This is a genomic window from Bradyrhizobium elkanii USDA 76 (assembly GCF_023278185.1).
Lineage (GTDB): Bacteria > Pseudomonadota > Alphaproteobacteria > Rhizobiales > Xanthobacteraceae > Bradyrhizobium > Bradyrhizobium elkanii.
Map to the genome: position 1 here is coordinate 5073092 of NZ_CP066356.1, position 14867 is coordinate 5087958.

18 protein-coding genes and 1 tRNA gene are annotated in these 14867 nt (G+C 62.3%); 8 read left to right on the forward strand and 11 right to left on the reverse strand.

The features are described from left to right. Nucleotides 1-185: 185 nt before the first annotated feature. Nucleotides 186-1349 (forward strand): OpgC domain-containing protein, encoded by a 1164-nt coding sequence (locus JEY66_RS24750; protein ID WP_018271505.1) that lies wholly within the window; start codon nucleotides 186-188, stop codon nucleotides 1347-1349. Nucleotides 1350-1355: 6 nt separating this feature from the next. Here the strand turns inward: JEY66_RS24750 and JEY66_RS24755 are convergent, their stop codons facing one another. Next, nucleotides 1356-3176, reverse strand: coding sequence for a carbamoyltransferase family protein (locus tag JEY66_RS24755; protein WP_018271504.1), 1821 nt, complete (start codon nucleotides 3174-3176; stop codon nucleotides 1356-1358). A 366-nt stretch (nucleotides 3177-3542) separates the two neighbouring features. Between JEY66_RS24755 and JEY66_RS24760 the strand changes: the two genes are divergently transcribed. Beyond that, nucleotides 3543-3830 carry a hypothetical protein gene (locus tag JEY66_RS24760; protein WP_075968712.1) on the forward strand — a complete coding sequence of 96 codons (288 nt, stop codon included), beginning with the start codon at nucleotides 3543-3545 and terminating at the stop codon, nucleotides 3828-3830. A gap of 342 nt (nucleotides 3831-4172) precedes the next feature. Here the strand turns inward: JEY66_RS24760 and JEY66_RS24765 are convergent, their stop codons facing one another. Continuing rightward, nucleotides 4173-4949, reverse strand: a complete 777-nt coding sequence (locus JEY66_RS24765) for a cyclase family protein (protein WP_018271503.1) — start codon at nucleotides 4947-4949, stop codon at nucleotides 4173-4175. Nucleotides 4950-5376: 427 nt separating this feature from the next. On the opposite strand from JEY66_RS24765, the gene JEY66_RS24770 reads away from it, so the two are divergent. Next, nucleotides 5377-5559: a hypothetical protein gene (locus tag JEY66_RS24770; RefSeq protein ID WP_129964999.1), complete on the forward strand. Its 183-nt coding sequence runs from the start codon at nucleotides 5377-5379 to the stop codon at nucleotides 5557-5559. Nucleotides 5560-5756: 197 nt separating this feature from the next. Here the strand turns inward: JEY66_RS24770 and JEY66_RS24775 are convergent. The 4 genes from JEY66_RS24775 to JEY66_RS24790 all read right to left on the reverse strand — a co-directional run bounded on the left by JEY66_RS24775 (nucleotide 5757) and on the right by JEY66_RS24790 (nucleotide 8189). Further along, nucleotides 5757-5833: transfer RNA gene (locus JEY66_RS24775), tRNA-Pro, on the reverse strand. Between the two features lie 119 nt (nucleotides 5834-5952). Beyond that, nucleotides 5953-6432, reverse strand: coding sequence for a DUF192 domain-containing protein (locus JEY66_RS24780; protein ID WP_026192728.1), 480 nt, complete (start codon nucleotides 6430-6432; stop codon nucleotides 5953-5955). A gap of 122 nt (nucleotides 6433-6554) precedes the next feature. Further along, nucleotides 6555-7217, reverse strand: coding sequence for a cold-shock protein (locus tag JEY66_RS24785; protein ID WP_018271501.1), 663 nt, complete (start codon nucleotides 7215-7217; stop codon nucleotides 6555-6557). A gap of 210 nt (nucleotides 7218-7427) precedes the next feature. Next, nucleotides 7428-8189, reverse strand: coding sequence for an SIR2 family NAD-dependent protein deacylase (locus tag JEY66_RS24790; RefSeq protein WP_018271500.1), 762 nt, complete (start codon nucleotides 8187-8189; stop codon nucleotides 7428-7430). Nucleotides 8190-8442: 253 nt separating this feature from the next. Here JEY66_RS24790 and JEY66_RS24795 point away from each other — a divergent pair, with 253 nt between their 5' ends. Continuing rightward, complete coding sequence (locus JEY66_RS24795) at nucleotides 8443-8604, forward strand: hypothetical protein (RefSeq protein ID WP_016844605.1); 162 nt, start codon at nucleotides 8443-8445, stop codon at nucleotides 8602-8604. 448 nt (nucleotides 8605-9052) lie between these two features. On the opposite strand, the gene JEY66_RS24800 is transcribed toward JEY66_RS24795, so the two are convergent. After that, nucleotides 9053-9238: a hypothetical protein gene (locus tag JEY66_RS24800; protein WP_038375803.1), complete on the reverse strand. Its 186-nt coding sequence runs from the start codon at nucleotides 9236-9238 to the stop codon at nucleotides 9053-9055. Between the two features lie 255 nt (nucleotides 9239-9493). Next, nucleotides 9494-9841: a GrlR family regulatory protein gene (locus tag JEY66_RS24805; protein WP_018271497.1), complete on the reverse strand. Its 348-nt coding sequence runs from the start codon at nucleotides 9839-9841 to the stop codon at nucleotides 9494-9496. A gap of 172 nt (nucleotides 9842-10013) precedes the next feature. Between JEY66_RS24805 and JEY66_RS24810 the strand changes: the two genes are divergently transcribed. The 3 genes from JEY66_RS24810 to JEY66_RS24820 all read left to right on the forward strand — a co-directional run bounded on the left by JEY66_RS24810 (nucleotide 10014) and on the right by JEY66_RS24820 (nucleotide 12728). Then, nucleotides 10014-10187 (forward strand): hypothetical protein, encoded by a 174-nt coding sequence (locus JEY66_RS24810; RefSeq protein ID WP_018271496.1) that lies wholly within the window; start codon nucleotides 10014-10016, stop codon nucleotides 10185-10187. A gap of 1096 nt (nucleotides 10188-11283) precedes the next feature. Further along, on the forward strand, nucleotides 11284-11736 hold the full coding sequence (locus JEY66_RS24815; RefSeq protein WP_016844600.1) for a VOC family protein: 453 nt from the start codon (nucleotides 11284-11286) through the stop codon (nucleotides 11734-11736). A gap of 350 nt (nucleotides 11737-12086) precedes the next feature. After that, nucleotides 12087-12728, forward strand: coding sequence for a glutathione S-transferase family protein (locus JEY66_RS24820; RefSeq protein WP_018271495.1), 642 nt, complete (start codon nucleotides 12087-12089; stop codon nucleotides 12726-12728). An 18-nt stretch (nucleotides 12729-12746) separates the two neighbouring features. Here the strand turns inward: JEY66_RS24820 and JEY66_RS24825 are convergent, their stop codons facing one another. The 3 genes from JEY66_RS24825 to JEY66_RS24835 form a co-directional block, all read right to left on the reverse strand. Beyond that, a complete protein-coding gene (locus JEY66_RS24825) occupies nucleotides 12747-12995 on the reverse strand; it encodes a hypothetical protein (protein ID WP_018271494.1) in 249 nt (82 codons plus the stop codon). Nucleotides 12996-13124: 129 nt separating this feature from the next. Next, nucleotides 13125-13382 carry a PilZ domain-containing protein gene (locus tag JEY66_RS24830; RefSeq protein WP_018271493.1) on the reverse strand — a complete coding sequence of 86 codons (258 nt, stop codon included), beginning with the start codon at nucleotides 13380-13382 and terminating at the stop codon, nucleotides 13125-13127. A 193-nt stretch (nucleotides 13383-13575) separates the two neighbouring features. After that, the gene (locus tag JEY66_RS24835) at nucleotides 13576-13767 is read right to left on the reverse strand and encodes a hypothetical protein (protein ID WP_018271492.1); all 192 of its coding nucleotides are present in this window, start codon (nucleotides 13765-13767) and stop codon (nucleotides 13576-13578) included. A 201-nt stretch (nucleotides 13768-13968) separates the two neighbouring features. Between JEY66_RS24835 and JEY66_RS24840 the strand changes: the two genes are divergently transcribed. Further along, entirely contained in the window at nucleotides 13969-14610 is a 642-nt protein-coding gene (locus tag JEY66_RS24840; protein ID WP_018271491.1) for a methyltransferase domain-containing protein, read from the forward strand. Nucleotides 14611-14867: the final 257 nt, after the last annotated feature.

Genomic DNA, 14867 nt, shown 5'->3' on the forward strand with positions numbered 1-14867 from the left:
ATAGTATAGAGACACCTATCAACGATCTGATCGGTGATTCCTCGATCTCGGAGGCAGCCTTCGCCGGACCGGTATAGTCATTCTACCGCGCTGTGACAATCTGGCCTCGGGAGGCTTCCTTTGGAGCCCGCTGGGCTCGCGGCGCGATCTTCTCGACAAGCATCACCTCGAGGAAGCGGCGCCCCATGGAAATCCACGCTACCCTGCCCGAAAAAGGACGTGACCTCCGGCTCGACCTGTTCCGCGGGGTCGCGAACTGGGCGATCTATCTCGATCACATCCCCGACAACGTCGTGAACTGGATCACGACGCGGAATTACGGCTTCAGCGACGCCGCGGACCTGTTCGTCTTCATCTCCGGCTACACCGCCTCCTTCGTCTATGCCCGCATGATGCTGGAGCGCGGCTTCATCGTCGGCGCCACCCGGCTGACCAAGCGGGTCTGGCAGCTCTACGTCGCCCACATCATCCTGTTCGTGATCTACATCGCCTCGATCAGCTATCTGGCGCTGCGCTTCGGCGATTCCGAGATCATCAACGAGTTCAACGTCGCCGGCCTCGTCGACAACGCCACCGAGACGCTGCGCCAGGGCCTGTTCCTGAAATTCAAGCCGGTCAATCTCGACGTGCTGCCGCTCTATATCGTGCTGATGGGCCTGTTCCCGCCGGTGCTGTGGTTCATGCTGCGGCGGCCGAACTGGACCATGGCGGCCTCGCTCGTGCTGTGGCTGGTGTCGCGCCACCAGGGCTGGAACCTGCCGGCCTACCCGGCCGGCAGCTGGTACTTCAATCCATTCGCCTGGCAGGTGCTGTTCGTGTTCGGCTCGTGGTGCGCGATGGGCGGCGCGCGCAACAACATGCGCATCATCAACTCGCGCTACACGCTGTGGTTCTGCATCGCCTATATGATCTTCGCGCTGATCATGACGATGGCCGGACGCTTCCCGGACTTCGGCGCCATGTTTCCGGACTGGCTCTATTCGGCCTTCAACCCGAACGACAAGACCAACCTTGCGCCGTATCGCTTCCTGCACTTCGTGGTGATCACGGTGCTGGTGATCCGCTTCATCCCGAAGGACTGGGCGGCGCTGGAGTGGAAGGTGTTCGATCCCTTGATCGTCTGCGGCCAGCAGTCGCTGGCGGTGTTCTGCGTCGGCGTGTTCCTGTCCTTTGTCGGACATTTCGAGCTCTCGATGAGCTCGGGCTCGCTGTTCGCGCAGATCTTCGTCAGCATCTCCGGCATCGCGATCATGACGATCGTGGCCTATTACATCTCGTGGTCGAAGCGGCAGGACAAGCCGGTCAAACCGCCGGCGGCAAAACCCTCGGCGCCGGCGACGGCGGCGTAACAGACGTCAGCCGCCGCCGCGGCTGCCGTCCTGCGTCGCCGAGGAGACGATGGTGGCGACGTCGCCGAACGTCGTCATGATAGGCGTAACCACCTTGTGCATGGCGGTCTTCGACACCAGCGTGTCGTGCATCACGAGGTTGTCGATCCCGGTGGTGAGGAAGCAGCTGACCGCGTCCTGCGGCGTCTCGATGATCGGCTCGCCCTTGACGTTGAACGAGGTGTTGATCAGGACCGGCACGCCGGTCAGCGCCTCGAACTCCTTCAGCAGGCGATAGAGCATCGGGTTGGTCTCTTCCCGCACGCTCTGCACCCGTGCCGAACCGTCGACATGCACGATCGCCGGGATCCTGTCGCGCCATTCCGGCCGCACCGGCTTTGCGATCAGCATGTAGGGCGAGTCCTCCTCGCCTTCGAAGATCTCCTTCATGCGCTCGGCCAGCACGATCGGCGCGAACGGCCGGAAGGCCTGGCGGTGCTTCACGCGGCTGTTGAGGATGTCCTTCATCTCGGCCTTGCGCGGATCGGCGATCAGGCTGCGGTTGCCGAGCGCGCGCGGACCGAACTCGGAACGGTCCTGAAACCAGCCGATCACGCGCTGGTCGGCGAGCAGCTTTGCGGTGTCGCGGCAGATATTGTCGCTGCGCTTCGCGTCGATCTGGATGCGCACCAGGAAGCTTTGCAGCGCGGCGGCCACCTCGGCGTCGCTGTAGCGCCGCCCGACATAGGCGTGGTCCATCACGAACGAGCGGCGCTGCTTGAGCACCTCGAGCCAGCCGTAATAGGCACAGCCGATGGCGATGCCGTCGTCGCCGGCCGCGGGCTGGATCCAGATGTTGTCGAAACCTGACTCGCGCGCGATGCGGCCGTTGGCCACGCAGTTCAGCGCGACGCCGCCGGCGATGCAGAGATTTTTCGCACCCGTGGTCTCGCGCAGCCAGCGCGCCCGCGCGAGCAGCACGTTCTCGGTGTCGTCCTGCACCCGCCAGGCGATGTCCTCCCAGTGCCGCATCGCCGGGCTCTTGTCCCAGCTGCCGCTGTCGAGCACGAACGGCTGCTGGTTCTCGGCGCCCCAGAACGGCACGTGCAGCTTGCCGTCCTTCATCTCGAGCAGATGGCCGACCTGCTCATGGCGGCCATAGGGAGCAAGCCCCATCAGCTCGCCGCACTTGTTCCAGTCGCCGAACACATAGGTCGAGACCCGGCTGTACAGCGCCCCCAGCCCCGGCATGTTGTAGAACTCGTCCGACAACAGCCCGCGCGCCGGCTCCATCCAGACCTTCTTCAGGCATTCGAGCCTGGTGTCGTCGAACCTGTAGTAGCTCTCGGACTCGCGGGCCAGCGGCGATGCCGCATCCTCGGAGTAGGACTCCATCGCGTCGGCCCGATAATTGCCGACGCCGTCGACGATCATCACGACGCCGTCCCTGAATGGCGACACCGCGAACGCGCTGTAGGCATGCGCGAGGTGGTGCGAGATCGACACCACCTTGTCGGATTTGGAACGAAACAGCGGATGCTTGATTGCCTCGTTCCGTTCGGTGATCGGCAGGAAGCCCGGCATATCCTGGTGGAGCATCCGCTCCTCCATCTCGGGCACCGGCAGGATGTAGCTGTTGCGCACCACGAGATCGACGTCGTCGAGGGTGATGCCCTCGGCCGACAGGCAGTAGTCGACGACTTCCTTGTAGAAGCCGGAGGCGTGCTTCTCGCGGGTGATGCGCTCCTTGGAGATCGCGTAGGCGATCGCGCCGTCACGCAGCAGGCAGGCGCTGACGTCATGGTCGTAGACGTTGAGACCGAGGACGTAAGTGTGTTGTTTCGGCATGGGCACTCTTTGGGAGGATACTGCAACGCTCAGAGAACAGGATCGTGTCGACTTCAAGTTCTCGCCGGCATTTTCCGAGGTTCTCAAATCTCTGCTTCTGCGATGCACAAATCAAATCGGCGCAACGCAAGATGAACAGAATGAACGGCGGATGAACGACAAGATGAGCGCAGCAACGACAGCATCCTTTGCAGGCGGGACTGTAACTTGACCTTACCTGTTGGTCTCAATAGAGTCCTTAAAGCTCGCAAGAACCTTAGTGAAAATATTGTCTTAGCATGCTCGAACCGAATGCCGGTGTCGCGCGTCTAAGCGAGACAGCCAGCATCAGTTCAGATGTTTGGAAGTGGACTGGAGATCTTCAGAATGACTAAACGCTACAATATCCTGACTCGTTGCCTAGCAGCAGTCGCTTTGTTGTTCGTCTATGTCGCAAGCACCTCCGCCATCCTGGTCGGCGTCACGACAGCGCCTGCGCAAGCCTGGCGCGGACGCGGCGGTGGCTGGGGCTATCGCGGCGGCGGCTGGGGCCGCGGTCGCGGGTGGGGCTATGGCCGCGGATATGGATATGGCCGTGGCTATGGCTACTACGGCGGTTACGTCGGTCCCCGTTGCTGGTGGACCCCGCGTGGTGTTCGCGTTTGCCGGTGGTAACAACCGCCCGGCCGACACAAGCGATATTGAAGACATGAAATCAGGTGCGTCGGTCCCGACGCACCTGATTTGCTTTTGGGGGTTGGTTCACCTGCCGGGCTTGGTTCGGCTGCGGCACGCAAGAAAGAGCCCCGGAAGACGCCGGGGCTCTAGTCACGGGAGAGAACGCTTCCGAAATCGGGACGCGAGGACGAGCCGGCGGCCCGATCACTCAATGCATCTACTGCGTGCATAAGAACAGATTTGGCTGCCTCAAGCTGTAGCCGTGCCGCAACAACCGGCCGTAATGCACAGCCTGTCCACCGGTTCCCGAAGCTGGCCGGACACAACCCCGGGGCGCGCCTAGCCGTCGAGGATCGCGACCGCCCTCGTCCACCCCGCCGACGCGCGCTCGATCTTCACCGGGAAGCACGACACCATGAACCCGGTCGACGGCAGCTGCTCGAGATTGTGCAGCTTCTCGATGTGGCAGTAGCCGATGTGCCGCCCGGCCTTGTGCCCTTCCCAGATCAGGCTGGCGTCCTTGGTCTCGGCGTATCTCTTCGCGGTGAAGACGAACGGCGCGTCCCAGCTCCAGCCGTCGATGCCGGTCAGCCGCACGCCGCGCTCGAGCAGATACATCGTCGCCTCGTAGCCCATGCCGCAGCCCGAATTGACGTAGTCGGGCCGGCCGTATTTCGCGCCCGCGCTGGTGTTGACGACGACGATCTCGAGCGGCGACAGCGTGTGGCGGATGCGCTTCAGCTCGGCTTCGACATCCTTGGCGGTCGCGACATAGCCGTCAGGCAGATGGCGGAAGTCGAGCTTCACGCCCGGCTGGAAGCACCATTCCAGCGGCACCTCGTCGATGGTCCAGGACCGCTCGCCGCGGTTCATGGTCGGATGGAAATGCCAGGGCGCATCGAGATGCGTGCCGTTGTGGGTGGAGAGCGAGACCTGCTCGACGGCCCAGCCCTGTCCGTCGGGCAGGTCCTCGGCCTTCAGTCCATCGAAGAACTGCAGCATGCGCGGCAGCCCCTGCTGATGATCGATATACTGGATGGTCGGATGATTGCCGGGCGGATCGGCCGGAACGTCGTTCTGCAGGGGGACGGAGATATCGATCAGTCTGCGCGCCATGGTGCTTTCTCGCGGATTGGTCTTGTCGGGCCGGACTACCCTGCCAGCGCGTGCGCGTTATCGGCAAGCCACATCCGCTCGAGATCGCAGCTCACGATGTCGTGGCTTGGACTGCAGCAAGGCGGCGCAACGTTGAACCTATCCCCCGCCCGCACGACCCATTGGCACTGGGGATTTCAGGGCCCAGTATTTCGACGGCGCCGTCTGGACGAGCATATTCCGTCCAGACGGCGTTGTTGCCTCAGGCGAGACAATCTCGGCCGAAGCTTGGTCACCCGTCCCAGAACGCTGTTCACGCACAGAGTGCCACAGAAACAATCCGTGTGCTCATGTCGGGCGGATTGCTGGTGGTGTTGCCACGACGATACAGAGATACCCCCACAACGATGCTAACCAACCTGCATCTGAATCAAGACGGGGTTGCGTCGTGTCGGGATTTGATCACTGGAACGGTGCAAATAGAGCTTACTCGTCCGCCGAAGCGCCGCATCTGCGCGATGAGCAGCAGCAGTTCGACCGCTATCACAAATTCGACGACCCCATCTCGCGACCGCCGGAGAGTGGCTCAAGAACCGTGATCCTGGATCGCTACAACCCGCCGGCCCGTTGATCTGGTCAGCGCCCGGGCGGCTGAAGTTGCGAGCAGTGGAGCGCGGGCGGCTTCGGTCCCGCGCTTGCTAGTTCAGGGTGCCAACCGACCGCGATTTGTGGATCAAGTCAGATACGAATGCCGAGCACGCGCCGATCATAAACATCGCGTCCGGCTCATCTACCGACGGAGCGTCTCTGTTAAGTCTTTGATTTGGATGGTCGGGGCAGCTGGATTCGAACCAACGACCTGCAGTACCCAAAACTGCCGCGCTACCAGGCTGCGCTATACCCCGACATTTCCGAGAAGCCCTGTGGATACACGCTTCAGTCAGCGCCAGCAAGGCACGGATGGGGGCCTCGTGCGACGAATCCGGCACCGGTTTCCGTCCGGAAATCGCGTCAAAGCCGGATGCTAACGGCCGCCGAACAGCGGATGGGCCACCCGGTCGCCGGGCTGGATGCCGTATTTCTGCGCGGTCCCGGCAATCACCTCGAGCACGCCCTTGGCGAGCCCGCGCGAGGGAATGATCCTGGTCGAGAGCGGCTCGGTGTTTTCGGCGATCCGCAGGATGCGCCCGTCGGCGCGGATGAAGATCATGTCGAGCGAGATGTAGGTGTTCTTCATCCACATCGATACTTCCTGCTCCGGCGAGAAGTCGAACAGCATGCCTTTGCCGTCCGCGAGCTCCTTCCGGTACATCAGGCCGGTTTCCTTCTCCTGCTCGGTGGTCGCCATTTCGACCGAGAAGACGTGCACGCCCGATTTGGTGACGATCTCGAGCGGCTGGACGCTCGCAGCCTGCGCGGCCGGAGCCAGCAGTGCACCGAACATGATCACGAGGCAGACCATCAGCCACGAACGATGGCGCCCAACACTGCGAACGAAATTCATCGACAAATACTCACCACCGGGGAAGATTTTCCGGCGGACCCTAACCCGACGATTGCGGCGAATGCCAGAGCCGAGACGGCTCGCCGGCGGCTCACGTTTCCGTCAGGGAGTCCGTTCAGGCGCTAATGCGACGACAGCGCCGACGGACCGGTCTCCGGGTGGATCTCGGCGGCCATCATACCCTTGGAGCCGGGCCCAAAGCGCACCAGCACATACTGGCCGGGGCGCAGTTCGGTCATGCCGAAGCGGCGCAGCGTCTCCATGTGCACGAAGATGTCGGGCGTGCCCTCGCCGCAAGTCACGAAGCCGAAGCCGCGCAGCCGGTTGAACCACTTGACCTGCGCGCGCTCGAGCCCGCTGGTTGCGGTCACCGTAACATGGGTGCGCGGCGGCAGCATCTGCGCCGGATGGATCGCGGTCGATTCGTCCATCGAGACGATGCGGAAAGCCTGGTAGCCCTTCGCGCGCTGCACGCATTCGACGACCAGCCGCGCGCCCTCATAGGCGGTCTGATAGCCGTCGCGCCGCAGCACGGTCACATGCAGCAGGATGTCGGGCCAGCCATTGTCGGGGACGATGAAGCCGTATCCCTTCGAGGCGTCGAACCATTTGATGACGCCGGAAACCTCGACGAGGTTGGCCGCGGTGTCGCCGAGACCGGAGAAGGCATCGATCGCCGGATCGCGCGGCGCGCTTCCATACTCGCCTTGACCAATCCTGCTTTGCCCAACTCCGCCCATCGGCGGTCCGCCGAGCTTCTTGGACTCAAATCCGTCCGACCCCATGACCCCGGACCCCACACATCAAATGCAGATCGCCGTCGTTGCGGCGCACCCTGTACACGCTGCTCTCCATGACCAACTCACTCGGACTGATTTTGGACGCGGCGCGAATCTCTCAACCAAAAGATAACACTCCCGCTTGCGGGGCATAGCTAAAAAACGATTCTTGCGGGAACTATGAACAGGCTTGCACGGCCGCGAATCAATCGGGCATCAATTGCCTACGAAAGGACCAAGCGTGTCGCCGATGTCGTGGCGGATCACCAGATCGGCGATGTCGTCCTGATCGGTCGGCTCGTTGTCGATGATCACGAGCCGCGCGCCGCTCTCCTTCGCCATCATCGGAAAGCCCGCGGCGGGCCACACCACAAGCGATGAGCCGATCGCCAGAAACAGGTCGCAGTGCCTGGAGAGTTCCGCCGCGCGGCGCATCGCATCCTCAGGCATCGATTGCCCGAACGAGATCGTCGCGGTCTTCACCGGATCGCCGCAGTCCGCGCAGTCGGGTGCGCTGCCCGCCTTGTCGAACTGCTGCCTCACCCACGACAGCTCGTAGTCCTTGCCGCAGCCGATGCAGCGGCCATAGGTCGTGTTGCCGTGCAGCTCGATCACGTCCTCGGCCTTGAAGCCCGACGCCTGATGCAGGTTGTCGATGTTTTGCGTGATGATGCCGGGAACCTTGCCGGCCCGGTAGAGCGACGCAAGCGCGCGATGGCCGCGACCGGGTTTGGCCGCCGCAAAGGTCTGTTCCATCGCAAAGCGGCGCCGCCAGGACTCGTCGCGCGCGTCCTGGCTGGCGACGAACTCGTCGAACGGAATCGGCCGGTTGCGGGTCCACAGCCCGCCGGGCGAGCGGAAATCGGGAATGCCGCATTCGGTGGAGATGCCCGCCCCGGTGAACGGCACGATGGACGACGCCTCGGCAATCATGTTGCCGAGCAGCTCGACGCCGCTGCGCAAATCTTTTGCGATCATTGAAAACAATCCGGTTGGCCGCACCAATTATAGCACGGCCCGCCCCGTTGCGGGCTCAACCGTTGCGCGAGCGATCGGCTGAGATCAGGGTGCCTTGATCGATCGGCTTGCGACCACCCGCCTCGGCGCATCCGCTTCGTCGCTCCTCCGCCGCCTCAGCATCATCACATTCCTGCACGGGCTGCTCCGCATTGACGCCCAATTCGCTGACGCCAATGCGCCCGGGACAGGACCACGGCCAGGAGGATGGGCAATGACCGATCAGGAAGACCGCATCGCGCGCGAGCGCGAGGAGATCGTCGCACGCGTTGCCAGCTTCAGGGCGACGCAGCAGAAGTTCGAGCGCGATCGCCAGGAATATTACGACAACACGCTCGGCAATGCCTGGAGCGGATTTCAACGCAAGACCGCTTAACGCAAGACCGCTTGCTTGATGCCCTGCCGGGCGACCGCGCTCATGGTCGGGGCACCCGCGATTGCGCCATGAGGCGCAAGTGAGAAAGCCCGGAGCGGTGTGCTCCGGGCTTATGGCTGTTACCGGTGCCGCTGTGCGATGGTTGCCGCCACGCGGGTTCCGGTTCCCGGGAGCGTTACGTTCCGATCGGATCGCTCGAAAACGCGCCAGCCATGCGATAGCGCAAAGCTACCATCGGTTAGCGCCGGAACAAAAATACAACCTCAATGATTAGCTTGACGGTGAACGAGGTTCGCATCGATGCCGGCATGGATGGAACTGCTGCTTAACGTGATGGGCTTTGCCGGTTTCATCGGCATCGCGATGTATCACAAGCATCCGAACGGGAAGCTGCCGGACTGAGCGCCGACGGCTCGTCTCAACTTGCCGCTGTCCCGGCTCGCCGTGTTCAGTTTGCCTTCCGAGCCTCTCCCGCCGTCCGCACCAGCCGGTCCGCCTTCACAAGTGCCTTGCCGTTCTCCGGCTGCGGCCGAAACCAGAAGCTGATCGCGACAAAGAGCGAACAGAACAGCAGGCCCACCACCATCACGCGTCGGTGGGTCGGTCGATCAGCACTGTGGAACGTTGGCATCATGGCTGTCACCCGCAGCCATCCCAACCGCAATCGCAGGTGGTGACAACACGATGCTGCCCTTAACCTAACCAGGTAGGGTTAGCGGTGCCCGGGCAATGCCTCGTCAGGCAAGTTCCGACAGTCCGCCGCAGCCCGATTCACAGCGATATCCCCTGCTTGTCCGCAGCAAATTCACAGCGCCAGCGGGTCCAATTATCCAACAAAATACGGGTCTTGCTGCACCCTCGTCCACAGCCTCGCGCCGCGTGCGCGCAATCAGGCATCCGCCAGCCGTTTCAGGGTGGCCCGGAAACCCAGGCTGCGGGTTCCAACCAGCACGGTCCCGAACACTTCGGCCTCGTCACCGCTGAACGTGCCGGAGAACCCGCTCGTCACTTCCTGCCCGGCGAACAGCGGACGGGTGAACGGGTCGGCGAACGGCGAATGCTGGTTGGTGCTGAGATGTCCCTTCCAGGTCCCCTCGCCGGCGGTGTAGGCCCCGATCGACCAGAAATATGGCCCGCCGCCGATCAAGAGACCGTCGCGCAGGATCAGGATGCCGCTGTCGCGGCCCCTCACGCCGTCGGTCATGTGGATATGGATCGAATAGAGCCCGTTCTTCATCGATCGCGCCGCCCGGTCCTGGCAGCCCGCAGTATGGCTCCAATCCGGCCGGCGTGCGAGCAGGCCGATACCGTCCGGGCCCGTCCGAATCGGCGCAAAAGGCGGCTCCCCGAGCGCTTACAAATCGTTAAGAAAGCCCTGACAAGGTTCGATCCTCCGGAGGGAGAGAGCCATGCTCGTATACCCCGTACCTGTCGAAGTGACGCAGGCCAGAGTGCAGCTCGTCGTCGACCAGACGGCGAAGGAGCAGCCGCGCATCATCAATGAGGATGTGCTGGACGTCTTCGCCGCGAAGAACCAGGCCGACCGTGAAGCGGTCGAGACCATCCTCGACATCAAGGTGTGAGCGGCGTCAGGTTCCCACGACCAACGTCCCGGGAGCTGCGACCTTGAAAAGAGCGACCTTAAAAAAAGAGGCGCCCGCTAAAAAAAAGGAACGAGTCTCTCGTTCCGCCGTTGGTTTCGCGAGCGGTACAACGAGGGAGAAATCCACCGGAAATATCAGCTCAACAAGCCCCGTCAGCTTACTTCGGTAACTGGCGGGGTTTTGGTTTCTGGAGGCGCCCATGTGCGCCCTGTTCCGCGGCAAGACGCGGCCTGGAAGATCGTACGAGCCGCAGCCCGATTGGAAACCCGGACGTTCCCGAAGCCGGTCGGCCGAAACCGCATTGAACAGCGCAACCGCAAACACGCCTGGTGCCGACAGCTCACCGCCCTGTCGGCTTTGGAAGGACCCCGCGAATCCCCCTCGCGGGGTCCTTCCTTGAACCTTTTGCACGGCGCGAAGACATAAAGGGCGCTGGGGATTTCAGGGCCCAGCATCCGGCGCAGCGCTGTGGGACGAACATACTCCGTCTACGCGGCGCTGTTGCATTTTACAAATTCAACCTTAAGTTTGGTCTCCGACAGTTGACGGCTCACGCCCTGAGAGATCCCCAGTCCGTCAGCTGGGAAAGCCCCGCATCCAGCCTGCGGGGCTTTCTATTTTCCGGACCCCAGGAACCTTCCGCGCGCAGCGACATTGTATGCGCGGTTGCCGGCACGATCTCCCCAAGGCCGGTCGGCATCAGACCTCGCGAGCCCGCTCGCGGGGTTTCGCGCTTTAGAGGACGTCCAACCTCGCGTGTCCTTGATTGGCCGTGATCGGCAATCGGTGAGATAGAGGCGCGGTGCCTCCAAGGCTCGACCACGAAAGCCCTGTCCCGGATATTTCCCGGGCGGGGCTTTCTCGTATCCGCTGCTGCGCAAGCGCGGCGCGTGCCGTCCATATCTGGCTGCGTGATCGCGCGGCGCAACGGGAGCCAGCGCTCGCAAGGGTGTGAGCATGCAAAGGCGAAATGCGGTCGGCAAAAGTCGCGCTAACCCCTGCCCCGCACCGCGTTTTGCTGCTATTTCTTGCCCCGTCTCAAACAAAATCTCTGAATCCGCAGGAGGATAAGAAAATGCGCTATCTGCACACCATGCTGCGCGTCCGCAATCTCGATGTCGCGATGAAATTCTATCAGGACGCGCTGGGGCTGAAGGAAGTGCGCCGCATCGACAATGAAAAGGGCCGCTTCACGCTGGTGTTTCTCTGCGCGGAGGAAGACCTCCATCTGCTCAAGTCCCTGCCGCAGACCCGCGGCGCGCCGCTGGTCGAGCTGACCTACAATTGGGACGAGGAGAAATACGGCGAAGACCGCCATTTCGGCCATCTCGCCTACGAGGTCGACGACATCTACGCGACCTGCGAGAAGCTGATGAAGATGGGCGTCACCATCAATCGTCCGCCGCGCGACGGCAACATGGCGTTCGTGCGCTCGCCCGACCTGCACTCGATCGAGATCCTGCAAAAGGGCGAGCCGAAGGCCCCGGCCGAGCCGTGGGCGTCGATGCCGAACACCGGCCACTGGTAAACACCGCGCCCGCATCCGCGTTCCTGTCGGTGTTTCGCCCTTGCTGAAGCGCGGAGCGAACGCGAGGAACGCGACACGATCGTTGACGTTGCCTCCTTACAAGTATGCGAGGAGGCAACGAGATGGGAAAAGGAATTTTGCTTTGGCTGTTGGGCGTGCCGATTCCGGTGATCATCGTGCTGTGGTTGCTGTTCGGTCACTGACCGCGATTTGATGCATAGCTATCAGCAAGGCTCTGCCGCAATGCGGCGGGGCCTCTTTTTTTGCTCTCGGTACAATCCACCCCGCGCTTTTCCCTGACGCTTCGGCTATGAACGCGCGCAAAGCACAACAGCGGGAAGAATCGCGTGATGGACAGCAAGCCGCAATTGACGATCTGGGGCCGGGCCAATTCGGTCAACGTGCAGAAGGTGCTCTGGTGTCTCGCCGAGCTCGACCTTCCCTATCAGCGCATCGATGCCGGCATGCAGTTCGGCAAGAACGATCAGCCCGACTATCTCGCGATGAATCCGAATGGCCGCGTCCCGACGCTGGTCGACGGCGACTATGTGCTGTGGGAATCCAATTCAGTGATGCGCTATCTCTGCATGGCCTATGGCCAGGGCGCGCCGCTCTATCCGCAAGCGCCGAAGGCGCGCGCCGCCGTCGACCGCTGGCTCGACTGGACGCTGTCGACGCTGCAGCCGGTCGACCGTCCGGTGTTCTGGGGCCTGGTGCGCACGCCGCCGGACAAGCGCGACATGGTCCAGCTCCAGAAGGACGCCGATGCCGAGGGCGCGGTGTGGCGCGTCGTCGAGGCGCAGCTCGCGGGGCGCCGCTTCATCGAGGGCGACCATTTCACCATCGCCGACATCGCGCTCGGCGCCTTTGCGCGGCGCTGGCTCGGCGTCGAGGGCGTCACCAAGCCGAAGCTGCCCAATCTCGAGCGCTGGTTCGGTGAGATCGCGGGGCGGCCGGCCTTCGTGCGCTTCATCGCGCCGCCGATGTCGTGAGCGCGGGCGGCGAGCCGCTCACCGTCCGCGGCCGGATATCCCACGATCGACGCTGATGCCGCCACCGAGCTTCACGCAGGTGTCGGAGCCCTCGACCTTGACGAAGCCAGGCCCGTACGACGCGCAAGGATTGCTCCGCGTCGCGGATTTCGACGGCAAGGTTTTGCTGGCGTCGGGGGGCGTCTGGAAATTGCGGCGGTCGCCCTGCTGCGCGAGCGCGGCGGCGGGTAGCAGGATGGCGATGATGGCGATGCAGGTCTTGCGCATCCGGCCTTTTATCCTGCGCCACCGGATGAGGCCAGCTCATGATGCGATCGGGACGAACGCAGCATGAGCTAGCTTCTTTCTTGAGCATGATCTGTTCGGAAACCGGATCCCACTTTTCCGGATCATTCACTACCGCACGAACTTGACGCCGAACGTCCTGCCCTCGCGCCACACCACTTCGCAGGCGCGCCCGGTGCGGGCGTCGCGCGAGAACGCCAGCCGCAGCTTGGCCGGCAGCGTGTTGTTGTCCTGGACCGTGATCTTGGCGCCCGACGAGGACATGTCCTCGACCACGCAGGGCCGCGCGGCGAATCCGCCGTCGAGCGTGATCCAGCCAGATTGCCGCAGCGATTTGCGCGTTTCGCGCTTCCTGGTCCCTGGAGCCATCACATCATCCCGGGCCCAGCCGTATCGCCGTTGGCTTTACAAAGGGTTGCCAAAGAAGGGCGGATTGCAGCGATCTCGGGATTGTTCACATCTGCATCTGCCAGCGCGGCACAGCAAAGCGTGCCCGTTGCTCCAGGCAGTTCCCAATGCCAAGGAACCTCAGCAAGTCATGACCAGACGAGCCACCGGACGCCTACCGGAGATTGTCGGCAGCCGTCTGCGCAAGTTTGTCGGCAATCTTACCGAGCGCGTTTGGGTCTGCAGTCTTGGGAGTCTTGGGCGCGTCCATGGCGGAAGCGCCGTTGCAAATCCGGGTTTCAAAGTCAGTGTCGTTGTTGCCGTAAATGCCCGCCAGCGTTCGCGCGATACTCACATCGTCGCTCATCAAGAAAGCGGTCCTGGCACCGAACTCAATTGATGCAAATCTCGAAACGCTAGACGCCGCACTTGATCGAATTGATCGTGGTGCATATGCTCTTCTCTTTAATTGAAGGGAGCGGGAGACTGCCGCACATCTCATTTCCATTTGCTGGGGCTCAGTTCGATATTTGCAATACGGTAGTGTGCCACCTTCAAAGGAAAAACAATGGACGGTCTCTCGCCAACCACCATTCGGCAACTTTACGAACACGCTCTCGATGCGCCTGGTCCAAAGACGTGGTGGATCACGCGCCTCGCGATGTACAAAGCGCTCCATCGCGCTCTATCGGAATATGACGGAAACGAAAAAACGTGCCTCTCGATATCCGGATCGAAAGGACTCGGTGTTGAGCTGGGACTGACCAAAACGAAATACACAGAGGTCAGCTATCCTGATGCCAACTTCATAGATTTGCCATTCGAGAGCGGCACTTTTGACTTCTGCGTCTCGGACCAGGTTCTCGAACACGTCGAGGGAGATCCCCAAAAAGCATTCTCTGAATCAATCAGAGTTGTGAAGCCGGGCGGCTACGTCTGTCACACGACCTGTTTCGTCAATGGCATTCACGCGGCGCCGAAGGACTTTTGGCGCTTCACTCCGGAATCGCTAAGGCTGATATCTGATAACGCGAACGCCGAGACGATCGCTTGTGGGGGATGGGGCAACCGCGAGGTGATCGGGTTGATGGCATCCCCGCTTCGGATGAAACCCATCCCGGACGACCCGGCCAACCCAATTTACCAATTGGCATTACGAAATGAGCCGAGCTGGCCGATCGTCGTGTGGATTATTTCCAGGCGAAATTGATCCAGCAATTCGCACAGTCGCGCAGCAGCCCGAAAAAGTCATCGGTCTGGCCTGACGTCATGCTCCGAGCAGCGCCAATCGCAATCGTAAGCCCCGATCAAGAAGCAGCTTGCGGCAGTTGCTGGCCTGACCGCACGGCGGAGACGAGCGCCGCCGGTTCACCAAGACCGTTCCGGCCCCCAGGTGCGGCGATCGCCGCGCTTGGGGGCACTCCCCGTAGGTGCTGAACTGTCGCGAGATCGACTGGGTGATGCGCC

Bases quoted from the DNA above. Each gene is read 5' to 3' on its own strand.
- JEY66_RS24750 (WP_018271505.1), top strand. From the start codon at position 186: ATGGAAATCCACGCTACCCTGCCCGAAAAAGGACGTGACCTCCGGCTC.
- JEY66_RS24755 (WP_018271504.1), bottom strand. From the start codon at position 3,176: ATGCCGAAACAACACACTTACGTCCTCGGTCTCAACGTCTACGACCAT.
- JEY66_RS24760 (WP_075968712.1), top strand. From the start codon at position 3,543: ATGACTAAACGCTACAATATCCTGACTCGTTGCCTAGCAGCAGTCGCT.
- JEY66_RS24765 (WP_018271503.1), bottom strand. From the start codon at position 4,949: ATGGCGCGCAGACTGATCGATATCTCCGTCCCCCTGCAGAACGACGTT.
- JEY66_RS24780 (WP_026192728.1), bottom strand. From the start codon at position 6,432: ATGAATTTCGTTCGCAGTGTTGGGCGCCATCGTTCGTGGCTGATGGTC.
- JEY66_RS24785 (WP_018271501.1), bottom strand. From the start codon at position 7,217: ATGGGGTCGGACGGATTTGAGTCCAAGAAGCTCGGCGGACCGCCGATG.
- JEY66_RS24790 (WP_018271500.1), bottom strand. From the start codon at position 8,189: ATGATCGCAAAAGATTTGCGCAGCGGCGTCGAGCTGCTCGGCAACATG.
- JEY66_RS24795 (WP_016844605.1), top strand. From the start codon at position 8,443: ATGACCGATCAGGAAGACCGCATCGCGCGCGAGCGCGAGGAGATCGTC.
- JEY66_RS24800 (WP_038375803.1), bottom strand. From the start codon at position 9,238: ATGATGCCAACGTTCCACAGTGCTGATCGACCGACCCACCGACGCGTG.
- JEY66_RS24805 (WP_018271497.1), bottom strand. From the start codon at position 9,841: ATGAAGAACGGGCTCTATTCGATCCATATCCACATGACCGACGGCGTG.
- JEY66_RS24810 (WP_018271496.1), top strand. From the start codon at position 10,014: ATGCTCGTATACCCCGTACCTGTCGAAGTGACGCAGGCCAGAGTGCAG.
- JEY66_RS24815 (WP_016844600.1), top strand. From the start codon at position 11,284: ATGCGCTATCTGCACACCATGCTGCGCGTCCGCAATCTCGATGTCGCG.
- JEY66_RS24820 (WP_018271495.1), top strand. From the start codon at position 12,087: ATGGACAGCAAGCCGCAATTGACGATCTGGGGCCGGGCCAATTCGGTC.
- JEY66_RS24825 (WP_018271494.1), bottom strand. From the start codon at position 12,995: ATGCGCAAGACCTGCATCGCCATCATCGCCATCCTGCTACCCGCCGCC.
- JEY66_RS24830 (WP_018271493.1), bottom strand. From the start codon at position 13,382: ATGGCTCCAGGGACCAGGAAGCGCGAAACGCGCAAATCGCTGCGGCAA.
- JEY66_RS24835 (WP_018271492.1), bottom strand. From the start codon at position 13,767: ATGAGCGACGATGTGAGTATCGCGCGAACGCTGGCGGGCATTTACGGC.
- JEY66_RS24840 (WP_018271491.1), top strand. From the start codon at position 13,969: ATGGACGGTCTCTCGCCAACCACCATTCGGCAACTTTACGAACACGCT.